Genomic DNA, 12,302 nt, shown 5'->3' on the forward strand with positions numbered 1-12,302 from the left:
TGACCTCGCATCGCGGGACGGTCGGGGACCGAGCCGGGCGAGGCAGTGCGAGTCAGGCCGGGGTTGCCAGCGGGTACGGGCGCTTGCGGTTCGCGCTCACACTACATCGCTCCCGCTTTCCCTGTAAAGCTCAAGGTGGCGGCGGATCACCCAGTTGCCCAGCGGTTCCACCTCGCCCTCGTCGGACAGGGGTTTCCAGTCGGCCATGTGGGGGGCGTTGTCGCGGGCCTGGCCCCAAGCCAGCACCTGGAGGCCCAGTTCCACGTCGCGCGTTTCGAAGGCCACGAAGCGGTTCTGGATGCGGCATTGCAGCCAGAAACCCAGGCTGCGGTCGTGCTGGGGGTCGTACAGTTCCAGCAAGGCGGCCAGACGCCCGCCGATGTCCAGGTTCATGCCACGCGCCGTGGCGGAGCGGGCCGTGGCGCGGGGCACCAGCAGGCGCAGCCCGCCTCCGGAAAGGTTCAGCAGGACCACAGGCAGGGCGCGGCTGATGTCCGGAAAGAGCGAGGCCGCAATGTCGTCATGAGGGGCCGGTTCGGAGCACGACGCGAGGGGGGGCGTGTCGTTGCCGCCAACCCTGGAGGCCGGGGCGGCAGCTTCGGCAGTGGCGCCGTCTCGGGCAGGATCATGGGCGCCGTCTCGGGCAGGATCATGGGCGCCGTCATGGGCAGGATCATGGGCGGTGGGCGCATCCACCGGACTCGGTGTGGCGTGTGCGGTAAAGCTGTTCAGGCTGGTGGCATCAGGCAGGGCCAGCAGGGGCGTGCCCAGGCGGCGTCCGTCGGCGGGGGGCGGGGTGTCGGCCCCCATGGGCCACGCTGCCAGTCCCAGCACCAGCTGGCGCGGCACGTCCAGCCGCAGGAAGGCGCGCTTCTGCCGCCGCTCCAGCTTTTGCGGCAGGGTCAGGTCCACCAGCCACACCACGTCGGCCATGGAGTCGGGGCCGCGCGGGGCGTAGCGGTCGGCGGAGGGCGCGTGGTGCGCGCCGGTGATCACCGAGGCGAACTGGTAGTACACCTGCGTGCGCTTTTGCTGGGTGCGAAAGTAGCAGTCCACTTCGCGTCCCTTCCACGATTCCGGCACGGTGCGCAGCAGCGAGCATTCCAGGGTCAGGGTGGAACGGGTGACGGCCACGGCGGTGCAGTAGGTGGAACGGCGCCCGGCGGGGCCGTGGAACTGCATTTCGAAGCGGCCCCGTTGCAGGATGGCGGCGTCGAGCAATTCCCGGATCACGTGCGGGTCGTTGACCCAGCCTTCGGGGGTGTAGCGTTCGCGGCGCTGGCGCAGCCCGCCCACCAGCAGCACGGCGGCCAGCAGGGCGGAAACGGCGGCCACGATGAGCACGAATTCGCGCACCAGCGTGAAGTCGGCCTGGTAGTCGCCGAAATGGCGGGATATTTCGGCCAGAAAGCTGGCCGCCCCCGGAGGCGGCAGGGGAAGGGAAAGGCTGTCCGCGTCGGGCCGGACAAAGAAGGCAAGACCGGAGAGGCAGAGGTTCCACGGGAACGGAGCGGCACTGCTCATGATGGTGCCCCGGACTGTTGAGGTACGCCGATGAACGCGCGGCAGGCTGAGTGCGAAGCCGGACGGACGCAATCCCGACGGTAGCCGCAAATGGCGCCTGTCGCAACAGGTTGGACGTTAGAGCTTGAAGGTAGCCGTGGGGTGGGCGGGAGAGGAGACGACCCGGATGACGGGCAGCGCGGGGGAACTGGGAGGTCGGAGGGGCTGGGGGAGTCGGGTTGGCTGCCTGAGCGGGCCGGTCCGACTGCATTGACGGCACACGTTGTCCGGCAGGCTGTTTTGTGCGGCCAGCCCGTTTTGTCCGACCAGACGAGCTTTGCGACCGGACCGGCCACACGGCCGGACCGTCTACACGACCGGTCTGGCTACACGACCGGTCTGGCTATCCGACCGGACCGGCTACCCGACCGGACTGGCCTGGCTTCGTTCCAGCTTGCGCAGGTGGATTTCGATGCAGGTCAGCGCCGCCGGGGTCACTCCGGAAATGCGCGCGGCCTGCCCCATGGTGCGCGGCTGGACGCGGGTCAGCTTTTCGACGATCTCGCGGGTAAGCCCGGCCACCGCCGTGTAGTCCAGGCCTTCGGGCAGGGGCTGGGATTCCTGCCGGGCGGCGCGTTCCACCAGTTCCTCCTGCCGGGCCAGGTACCCGGAATAGCGGATGATGGTTTCCGCCTCTTCACGCACTTCCGGCGCGTGGTCCGTGGCTTCCGGCCAGAAGGCGCGCATCCGTTCCAGCGACATGGTGGGGCGGCGCAGCAGTTCGGCCAGCGACACGGCGCGGGTGGGCACGGCCTCGCCAAGGTCGGCGAAGACTGCGCGGGTGGCTGCGTCGGGCGTCACCCGGCGCTGCTCCAGCTGGGTCATCAGGTCGGCAAGGGCGTCGTGGCGGGCGCGGAACACGGCCCAGTGGCCGTCGTCCACAAGGCCCAGGTCGCGGCCCAGCGGGGTCAGCCGGGCGTCGGCGTTGTTTTCGCGCAGCAGCAGGCGGTGCTCCGCGCGCGAGGTGAACATGCGGTACGGCTCGCGCGTGCCCTTGGTGACCAGGTCGTCCACCAGCACGGCCATGTAGGCCGCATCGCGCCCCGGCAGGAACGGCGGCAGCCCGCGCAGCGCGCACGATGCGTTCAGCGCGGCCCACAGCCCCTGCGCCGCCGCTTCTTCGTAGCCGGATGTCCCGTTGATCTGCCCGGCCAGGTACAGGCCCGGCAGCGTCTTGGTTTCCAGCGTGGGGTGCAGTTGGATGGGGTCGGCGTAGTCGTATTCGATGGCGTAGCCGGGGCGCACGATCTGGGCGTTTTCCAGCCCCGGAATGGTGGCGATCATGGCCTTCTGCACGTCCAGCGGCAGGCTGGTGGGAATGCCGTTGGGGTAGCATTCCGGGCTGGTCAGCCCTTCCGGCTCAACGAATATCTGGTGCCGTTCGCGGTCGGGGAAGCGGGCCACCTTGTCCTCGATGGACGGGCAGTAGCGTGCCCCGGTGCCGGTGATGACGCCGGTGAACATGGGCGAGCGGTCGAACCCCGCGCGGATGGTCGCGTGGGTGCGCTCGTTGGTCCAGGTCATGTAACAGGGCACCTGCGGCAGGCGCACGCCTGGGCCGCGAAAGCTGAACGGGCGGGGCGGCTCGTCGCCGGGCTGCTCTTCCATGACCGAAAAGTCGATGCTGGCCCGCAGCAGGCGCGGGGTGGTGCCGGTCTTCAGTCGGCCCAGTTCCAGCCCGTGGGCGCGCAGCGAGGCGGAAAGCCCCACCGCCGGGGCATCGCCAAGGCGGCCACCGGGAAAGTTGGTGAGCCCCACGTGGATCAGCCCGCACAGGAAGGTGCCGGTGGTCAGCAGCACCGTGCGCGCGCGGAATTCCTGCCCAAGGCCGGTGCGCACCCCGGCGGCGCGGCCCTGTTCTGCCAGGATGGCTTCCGCCGTGTCCTGCCAGACCCACAGGTTGCCCTGCGCGAAGACGTCGCGCCGTACAGCATGCAGGTAGGCGTCGCGGTCGATCTGGGCGCGGGTGGCCCGCACGGCGGGTCCCTTGCTGACGTTCAGGGTGCGGAACTGGATGCCCGCCTCGTCGGCCCACAGGCCCATCATGCCGCCCAGCGCGTCGATTTCCTTGACCATGTGCCCCTTGGCAAGCCCGCCGATGGCCGGGTTGCACGACAGGTGGCCGATGCGGTCGGCGTTGCTGGTCAGCAGCAGGGTGGGGTGGCCCAGGCGCGCGCTGGCCATGGCCGCCTCGCACCCGGCGTGCCCGGCGCCGACCACGATGCAGTCGAAAAGGGCGGGGAAGGGGGCCTTGCGCGGCATGAGGGGTGCGGACATGTGCGGTACCGTGGTGTGGGGTGCGAAGGGTTGGCCGTAGCCGGGCATCGGGCTATCTGCCACCCTCGAACAGCATGGTGGCGATGACCTTGGCGTCGCCGATGTTGCACGACACGCGCGTGGCCTCGTTGGGCACGTGGGCGTTGGGCACCAGCTTGGACCACACGGCGGCGGAAAGGCCCATGCGCCGCACGATGGCGGCCACGGTGCCCCCGCCTATGCCTGCGGGCCGGGCGGTGACGCCGTACACGTCGCTGATGGCCGCACGCAGCCGGGTGACCACTTCGGCATCCGGGCTGGTGGGCGGGGCGGCCTGTTCGCGCAGCACCTGGGTGATGGCGATGGTCACGCCGTGTTCCCGTTCCACCTCGTCGGCCAGCCCGCGCAACGCGGCCACCACCTCGTCCAGATCGTAGCGGGGCAGCACGCGGCAGTCCACGTAGAACACGTCCGATCCGGGCACGGTGTTCACGTTGGGCACGTTGGCCTCTTTCTTGGTGGGCACGAAGGTGGATGTGGCCGGGTTGAACAGCGGGTCCGCATCGGGGAAGCGCTCGTTCAGGTGGCGTATGCGCAGGATGAGCGCGGCGGCGGCGGAAAGGGAGTTCACCCCTTCGTCGGGGGTGGAGGCGTGGCACTGCTTGCCGGTAACGGCAACGCGCAGCCAGAGCATGCTCTTTTCCGCCACCTCGATCATGGTGCCGTCGCTGTCGCCGAAGTCGGGCACCACGATGAGGTCGTCGGGCCCGAACAGGTCGGGGCGCACGGCGGCCACGTGGGCCATGCCGTGTGCGTTGCCGGTTTCCTCGTCGGCCACGAAGGCAAGGCCCAGCGAAAGGGGCGGGGTGACGCCCTGTTCCAGCAGTTCGCGCGCCAGCAGCAGGCCGGAAACGATGGCCTGCTGGTTGTCCTCCACGCCGCGCCCGTACAGCACGTCGCCGTCCACGCGCAGGGTCCACGGGTCGCCGTCCCACAGGGCCGGGTCGCCGGGGGGCACCACGTCCATGTGGGCCAGCACCCAGACCGTGCGCGGCGAGGCGCCGGGCACGCGGGCGATGATGTTGGGGCGGTGTCCGCAGGGTACGCGGGGGTCGGGGGCGTTGATCTGCTCGATGTCGGTCACGCCGATGGCGCGCAGGTGGGCAAGCAGCCAGTCCGCCTTGGCGCGTTCGCCTTCGCCGCCGCTTTCCGGACCGAGGGCCGGGCGGCTGGTCAGTTCGCGTTGCAGTTCGATGACGGCGTCGCGGTGGGCGTCAAGGGCGGAAATGATGCGGTGCGGCATGCGGCAAACCCCGTGCGCGTGGCGCGTGGCGCCCGCAACCGCACGAAGCGGCCCGGCCGCCGAGTCAGAAGGGTGCCCGCCGGGCATGACCATGACTGGCGCACGGCGGAGAAAAAAAGAAAGGGCGAGGTTGCCCGCGCCCTTTCCCGTGCTGTCGGAATGGAGGCTAACGGCCCTTGGCGGCGCGCTTGGACGCCTTGAGGGGGTTGACCTTGGCGGCGGCAGCGGTCTGCGCCTTGATGTGCGTGGCGAAGTTGCACTTGCCGCCAGCCCACTTGCGTTCGGGCATGGGGTAGCTGCCGCAGAACTTTTCTTCTTCGAACATGCGAACGCGATCACAGCCTTCGCACTGTTCGACGATGGGCTTGAGGGTGATGCCGTTCATCACCACGCCGTCGGCCGTCTTGGTGGCACCAGCAAGGACGTTGCTCGTTGCGCTCATCTCGAAATCCTCCGTCGCGCGCGAAGCGCGTTTGTTCTTTCAGAAAGCAGGTTCCAATTATACAGTTCGGCCCGGTTGTCAACAGGAAAATCGCCGGGGCGTCGAATGCGCTCTGCCGCGTTGCCTGTGTCCCCGCTACCTCCCCAGCTTGTCCAGCACCCAGCGGCGCACGTCGCGCATCTGGGCCACCAGGGCAGGGTAGTCGAAGCGGGTGAACCGGCCATCCTGATACAGCACCTCGCCCGCCACCATGGTCAGGAGCACTTCGTGCCCGGTGGCGGCGTACACCAGGTGCGAGGCCGGGTTGTACATGGGTTGCAGGTTGGGGGCGGAAAGGTCCAGCGCCGTCAGGTCCGCCGGGCAGCCGGGGGCAAGCTGGCCAAGGCCCGGCCAGTGCAGGGCCGCCGCGCCGCCCAGGGTTGCCATGTCCAGCACGGTCTGGGCCGGGGCGCAGGTGGGGTCCATGCAGCGCAGCTTGTGCAGCATGGCGCAACTGGTCATTTCCGTGAACATGTTCAGGCTGTTGTTGCTGGCGGCGCCATCGGTGCCGATGCCCACGGCAATGCCGCGCGCCAGCATCTGCGGCACGGGGGCCGCGCCGGAGGCCAGCTTCATGTTGCTTTCCGGGTTGTGGGCCACCGCCGCGCCGGTGGAGGCCAGCAGATCCATTTCATCATCCGTCAGGTCCACGGCGTGGGCCACGGTGGCGCGCGGGGTCAGCAGGCCGAGGCCGTGGCAGTACGGCACGGGCCGCTGGCCGAACATCTGCTGGCACTGGGCGGTTTCGGTGGTGGTTTCCGCCAGGTGGATGTGCAGGGGCAGGTCCAGTTCTTCGGCAAGGGCCTGGCAGCGTTGCAGCAGTTCCGGCGAGGTGGTGTACACCGCGTGCGGGGTGACACACTGGCGGATGCGCGGGTTGTGCCGCCAGGTTTCGTGCAGGCGGCGCACCAGGACCAGGCCCGCGTCGGCGTCGGGGTAGGCGGGCGAGGGAAAGCCGAAGATGCCCTCGCCGCCCAGGCAGCGCAGGCCCGCCGTGTCCACGGCGCGGTAGGTGGCGTCCTGGACCAGGTACATGTCGTTGAAGGCCGTGGTGCCGGTGCGCAGCATTTCGGCGCAGCCCAGCAGGGCCCCGGCTTCCACGATGTCGGGCGTGAGGTGCTTCTCGACGGGAAAGATGTGCTGCGTCAGCCAGTCCATCAGCGGCAGGTCGTCGGCCACGCCGCGCAGGAAGGTCATGGCCGCGTGGGTGTGCGCGTTGACCAGGCCGGGCATGACCAGCGCATTGCCCAGGTCCAGCAGCCGCGCCGGGGCGTGCGCGGCGGTCACGGCCTCGCGCGGGCCAACGGCCAGCACGGTGCCGTCGGCCACGGCCAGCGCGCCGTCCTCGACAACGGTGCGCAGGGCGTCTTGTGTTACGATGCAGGCGGCCTGTATGAGGATGTCGCAGGGACGGGTCATGATGGCTCCTTGGCTATGCGCCGCGGGCGTGGCGTGGGGGGGGGCGGTGTCTGCTGGCCCGGCAACGAATCGGTTTTCATTAATATAGGGCATGGCGTGCCGCAAGCGTGCGGCGCCCGTGCGACAAGGCGCAGGATGCGCCGGGGAGCAACGGATGCGCGTGGGATGTCTGCTGGTGCACGGGTTCACCGGTGCGCCCTTTGAAATGGAGCCGCTGGCCGGGCCGCTGCGCGATCTTGGCTGCGAGGTGCGCAACATCCGCCTGCCGGGGCACGACACCTCTTTCGAGGACTTTCGGCGCACGGTGTTCGCCGACTGGGTGGCCCACGCGGAAGACGAATACCGCGCGCTGGAGCGCGAGGTGGACGCGGTGGTGCCCGTGGGCCTGTCCATGGGCGGCACCATTGCCCTGCACCTGGCCCAGGTGTTCCGGCCTCTGGGCGTGGTGGCGCTGGCCGCGCCCATGTACGTGTACCGCATCATCCCGTGGCGCATGAAGGACTGGCGGCTGCCGCTGGTGGGGCTGTTGCGCCATGTGCGCCCGGTATGGCCCGCTGCCCCGCGCAGCGAGGTGGCTCGGGCCGTGGCACCTTGGCGCGGCTATGAGGAAGCCACGGCCCTGCCGCAGTTGCACAGCCTCATCGTGGGGGCCGCCGATGTGCGCCGGGGGCTGGGCCGGGTGACGGCCCCGCTGCTGGTCATGCAGGCCCGGGGCGATGCCACGGTGCACTATTCCAACGCCCTGCACATTGCCGCCCGCGTGGCCTCGCCCGATGTGACCCTGAAGCTGTTCGACATAGTGGACCGGCGCGCCGGGCACCATGTCATCACCACCCACACGGAATGCCGCGACAGGGTCAGTGGAGCCGTGCGCGACTTTGTGCGGGAACTTTTTTTATAGAACAAAAATGTTATTTTTTGTGATTTCTCTCGTTTTTTCCAAAAAGCATAATTTCACAAGCTAATATTCTGCAACAATTGCACTGTTCAAGTTGTGTGGTTGGTCAATCCCGACCACGATTGTTGGCGGGATTGACGATTTTGCACGGAATCGTTAAATCATGACCATGCCGGACGCTCCGGCGGGGCGCTGTTGCGTTCCCGGTCCTTGCCGCATGGTCCCTTCTTTGCCGCAGGGGCGGCGTGCGCCGATTTTCGCCAGACAGGCCGGACAGTCGGACAGGCCAGGCACATCGGACGGTCAGCCAAGCCGGACAGTCGGACAGGCCGGACAGGCGCACGGAAACATGCTATGCAGGGGGCGAACCGGTCCGTCGTTCCCGGCAGCATTCCCACAGGTTCGCCAAGCAGAGGTTACCAGCGTGCATGTGAAGCCCATCAGCCAGCATTTCAACGACTTCGTCATCGAGCGCGAGCGCGCCCGGTGCATCAACTGTGAAGTCTGCGTGCGCCAGTGTTCGTACGAGGCCCACTTCTGGGACGAGGCGCGCCAGTTCGTGGTGCACGACAGCGCCCGTTGCGTGGGCTGCCACCGCTGCGCGGCCATGTGCCCCACCAGTTGCCTGACCATTCGCAAGAAACCCTCGGATTTCCGCGACAACTCGCTGTGGACGTCCACCTACATCAAGCACATCTTCAAGCAGGCCGACACCGGCGGGGTGCTGCTCTCCGGCATGGGCAATCCGCAGCCCAAGCCCATTTACTGGGACAACATGCTGCTGGACGCCAGCCAGGTGACCAACCCCTCCATCGACCCGCTGCGCGAACCCATGGAACTGCGCACCTTTCTGGGGGCCAAGCCCGACGCCGTGGACTTCATCCACACCCCCGAAGGCCTGCGCCTGAAGCAGCCCCTGCCGCCGCAACTGCAACTGGAATACCCCATCATGTTCGCGGCCATGTCGTTCGGGGCCATCAACTTCAACCTGCACGTGGCCATGGCCCGCGCCGCCACGCAGCTCGGCATCTGCTACAACACCGGCGAAGGGGGCCTGCACCCGGACCTGTACCAGTACGGGGCCAACACCATCGTGCAGGTGGCCTCCGGGCGCTTCGGCGTGCACAAGGACTACCTGAACGCCGGGGCCGCCGTGGAAATCAAGGTGGGGCAGGGCGCCAAGCCGGGCATCGGCGGGCACCTGCCGGGCGAGAAGATCGACGAGGAAGTCTCGCGCACCCGCATGGTGCCGCAGGGCTCCGACGCCATCTCGCCCGCGCCGCACCACGACATCTATTCCATAGAAGACCTGCTCCAGCTCATCTACGCCATCAAGGAATCCACCCGCTACCGGGTGCCCGTGGCCGTGAAGATCGCCGCCGTGCACAACGCCCCGGCCATCGCCTCCGGCATCGTGCGCGCCGGGGCGGACATCGTGGTCATCGACGGCTTCCGGGGCGGCACGGGCGCGGCCCCCACCATGATCCGCGACAACGTGGGCATTCCCATCGAACTGGCCCTGGCCTCGGTGGACAACCGCCTGCGCGACGAAGGCATCCGCAATCATGCCTCGCTGGTGGTGGCCGGGGGCGTGCGGTGCAGCGCCGACGTGGTGAAGGCCATCGCACTTGGGGCCGACGCCGTGTACATCGGCACCGCCGCGCTGGTGGCCGTGGGCTGCACCCTGTGTGGCCGCTGCTACACCGGCAAGTGCCCGTGGGGCATCGCCACCAACGCCGCGCAACTCAAGAAGCGCCAGAACCCGGACGTGGCCGCGCAGCGCATGGCCAACCTGGTGCGGGCCTGGGGCCACGAGATCCAGGAAATGCTGGGCGGCATGGGGCTGAACTCCATCGAAAGCCTGCGCGGCAACCGCGACAAGCTGCGGGGCGTGGGGCTGAACGACGTCGAGTTGGGTGTCCTCGGCATCAAGCACGCCGGACTGTAGCCCGGCGGGGCGGATCGCGGGCGCTGGCGGCGTCAAACCGGCTTTTTGCGCCGGTCACGCACCGAAGAGTGCGCTCCCTTTGCAAACATGCCGTTTTTTCTTGCCATCACCCACGCTGCGCCCCGCCGGGGGTGTGCCGGGTGCGGCGAGGGAAAGAGTTAAAGAAGAACTTGAAGTTGGTGAGGCCCACTGACACCACGGAGAGAGGCCATGCAGGCTCCACGCGATTTCTGGCATTTCGAGAAGGACATTTCCGGCTGCGGCGTGTTCGGCGTCATCGACCGGGCGCGGCGGCTCATACCGGGGTCGGAGCCCATCGCGGCCATGTGCACCATGCACGACCGTGGCAACGGGCTGGGCGGCGGCTTCGCGGCCTACGGCATCTATCCGGACCGGGCCGACTGGTACGCCTTCCATCTGATGTGCGACGACCGCGACGCGCTGGAGCGGGCCGAGGGCGTCATCAAGCAGTTTCACGACATCCGCCATTCCGAGCCCATCCCCACCCGCAAGGTGGCCAGCGTGAAGAACCCGCCCGTGGTCTGGCGCTACTTCGTCACGCCCAAGGCAAACCGGCCCGCGTGGGCCACAGGTGACGAGGCCGACTACATGGTGGGCACGGTGATGCACATCAACACCCGGGTGCCCGGCGTGTTCGTGTTTTCCAGCGGCAAGGACATGGGCGCCTTCAAGGGTGTGGGCTTTCCGGAAGACATCGCCGATTTCTTCCGGCTGGACGAATACCACGCCCACATGTGGACCGGGCACAACCGCTTTCCCACCAACACGCCCGGCTGGTGGGGCGGGGCGCACCCGTTCACCCTGCTGGACTGGGCCATTGTGCACAACGGCGAAATCTCGTCCTACGGCATCAACAAGCGCTACCTGTGCCAGCACGGTTACGAGTGCACCCTGATGACCGACACCGAGGTGGTGGCCTATCTGATCGACCTTCTGATCCGCAAGCACGGCCTGACCAAGCGCGAGGCCAGTTGGGTGTTCGCGCCGCCGTTCTGGGACGAGGTGGACCGCATGCCCGAGGCCGAGCGAGAGGCCTTCAAGGCCTTGCGCATGGTCTACGGCTCGGCCCTGCTCAACGGCCCCTTCGCCATTCTGGTGACGGATTCCAACGGCATGATGGGCCTCAATGACCGGGTCAAGCTGCGCCCGCTGGTGGTGGCCGAAAAGGGCGACCGGGTGTTCATGTCCAGCGAGGAAAGCTCCATCCGCGAGGTGTCCCGCGACCTTGACCGGGTCTGGGCGCCCAAGGCGGGCCAGCCCGTGATCATCGATTACCTGCCGCAGGGGGGTGCAGCATGAGCGGGGACGTGATGTGCGACGAAAAGGGCTTCTGCGTGCAGCGCGAGGGCGAGCGGTGCGTCATCGACGCCACCGGCGTCTACTACCGCCAGCTCAATGAGCACATCCGCGCCGCGCTGGAGCACGGCGTCACCGACATCGAGGTGGTGCAGGTGCGCGGGCAGCGCTACATCGCCACCGCCGTGGAGGGAGACGTGCGCTTCACCGTGCGCGGGGTGCCGGGGCAGGATCTGGGCGCGTTCATGCGCGGCCCCACCATCCACGTGCACGGCAACGCGCAGGACGGCGTGGGCAACACCATGGACGGCGGGCGCATCGTCATCCACGGCATGGCGGGCGACGTGCTGGGCTACGCCATGCGCGACGGGCGCATTCTGGTGCGCGGCGACGTGGGCTACCGCGTGGGCATCCACATGAAGGCCTACATGGACCGGGTGCCGGTCATCGTGGTGGGCGGCAAGGCGGGCGACTTCCTCGGCGAATACATGGCGGGCGGGGCCATCATCCTGCTGGGCATGCATTCCGGCATGGCCGATGCGCCCATCACCGGGCGCAATCTGGGAACGGGGATGCACGGCGGGGTCATCTACCTGCGCGGGCGGGTGCCGGAATACCAGCTTGGGCCGGGCCTTTCCATGGAGCCGGTGGACGCGGCGGACCTGGAATTCCTGCGTGGCCATGTGGCCGACTTTGCAGCGGAATTCGCGGGCGAGTTCGGGCCCGGCGGCACGGAACCCGCCGATGCCGAGGCGCTTGCCGCAACCATCCTGTCCGAGCCGTTCGTGAAGATACGCCCCTTCTCGCACCGGCCCTATGGCAACATGTACGTGGGCACCAACTGATCGTTGCCGTCCGCCCGTTCCGGCACACGACGGACATTTTTCATCAGCAGGCTGGGCTCCGGCACGGTTGCGCGCCGGAGCCGCCGTTTTTCCGCGCCGTGCCATGCCGGGTGACCCGCCGGGAATTGGCGCTCTCCGCTCTGCGCGCGGGTCCGGCATCGATATGCGCCGTTTGCCGATTGTCCCGGGCAGGCGCGCCATTGGCGTTCGCGCCTTGCCTCGTGCCGTTTGAATGTGCATACTACTCCATTGGTCCGCAGTTCCCGTTTTCC

9 protein-coding genes are annotated in these 12,302 nt (G+C 68.2%); 4 read left to right on the forward strand and 5 right to left on the reverse strand.

Features of this window, described 5'->3' with window-relative positions:
- Nucleotides 1-96: 96 nt before the first annotated feature.
- The 5 genes from K6142_RS13935 to K6142_RS13955 all read right to left on the reverse strand — a co-directional run bounded on the left by K6142_RS13935 (nt 97) and on the right by K6142_RS13955 (nt 7,022).
- Nucleotides 97-1,524, reverse strand: a complete 1,428-nt coding sequence (locus K6142_RS13935) for a hypothetical protein (RefSeq protein WP_190245450.1) — start codon at nt 1,522-1,524, stop codon at nt 97-99.
- 399 nt (nt 1,525-1,923) lie between these two features.
- Nucleotides 1,924-3,825: a tRNA uridine-5-carboxymethylaminomethyl(34) synthesis enzyme MnmG gene (gene mnmG / locus K6142_RS13940; protein WP_190245455.1), complete on the reverse strand. Its 1,902-nt coding sequence runs from the start codon at nt 3,823-3,825 to the stop codon at nt 1,924-1,926.
- Nucleotides 3,826-3,892: 67 nt separating this feature from the next.
- A complete protein-coding gene (locus K6142_RS13945; RefSeq protein ID WP_190245449.1) occupies nt 3,893-5,122 on the reverse strand; it encodes a M20 family metallo-hydrolase in 1,230 nt (409 codons plus the stop codon).
- A gap of 166 nt (nt 5,123-5,288) precedes the next feature.
- Nucleotides 5,289-5,564: a PxxKW family cysteine-rich protein gene (locus tag K6142_RS13950; RefSeq protein WP_012611698.1), complete on the reverse strand. Its 276-nt coding sequence runs from the start codon at nt 5,562-5,564 to the stop codon at nt 5,289-5,291.
- Between the two features lie 135 nt (nt 5,565-5,699).
- Complete coding sequence (locus tag K6142_RS13955; protein ID WP_190245448.1) at nt 5,700-7,022, reverse strand: amidohydrolase family protein; 1,323 nt, start codon at nt 7,020-7,022, stop codon at nt 5,700-5,702.
- Between the two features lie 154 nt (nt 7,023-7,176).
- On the opposite strand from K6142_RS13955, the gene K6142_RS13960 reads away from it, so the two are divergent.
- The 4 genes from K6142_RS13960 to K6142_RS13975 all read left to right on the forward strand — a co-directional run bounded on the left by K6142_RS13960 (nt 7,177) and on the right by K6142_RS13975 (nt 12,030).
- On the forward strand, nt 7,177-7,923 hold the full coding sequence (locus K6142_RS13960; RefSeq protein WP_190245447.1) for an alpha/beta hydrolase: 747 nt from the start codon (nt 7,177-7,179) through the stop codon (nt 7,921-7,923).
- A gap of 421 nt (nt 7,924-8,344) precedes the next feature.
- Nucleotides 8,345-9,868: a glutamate synthase-related protein gene (locus K6142_RS13965; RefSeq protein WP_190245446.1), complete on the forward strand. Its 1,524-nt coding sequence runs from the start codon at nt 8,345-8,347 to the stop codon at nt 9,866-9,868.
- Between the two features lie 210 nt (nt 9,869-10,078).
- The gene (locus K6142_RS13970; RefSeq protein WP_190245445.1) at nt 10,079-11,188 is read left to right on the forward strand and encodes a class II glutamine amidotransferase; all 1,110 of its coding nucleotides are present in this window, start codon (nt 10,079-10,081) and stop codon (nt 11,186-11,188) included.
- Complete coding sequence (locus tag K6142_RS13975; protein ID WP_223290410.1) at nt 11,185-12,030, forward strand: hypothetical protein; 846 nt, start codon at nt 11,185-11,187, stop codon at nt 12,028-12,030. Before K6142_RS13970 ends, K6142_RS13975 begins: the two co-directional genes overlap by 4 nt.
- The last annotated feature ends 272 nt before the right edge of the window (nt 12,031-12,302 follow it).

Origin of the sequence: Nitratidesulfovibrio sp. SRB-5 (assembly GCF_019931275.1) — a bacterium.
GTDB lineage: Bacteria > Desulfobacterota > Desulfovibrionia > Desulfovibrionales > Desulfovibrionaceae > Cupidesulfovibrio.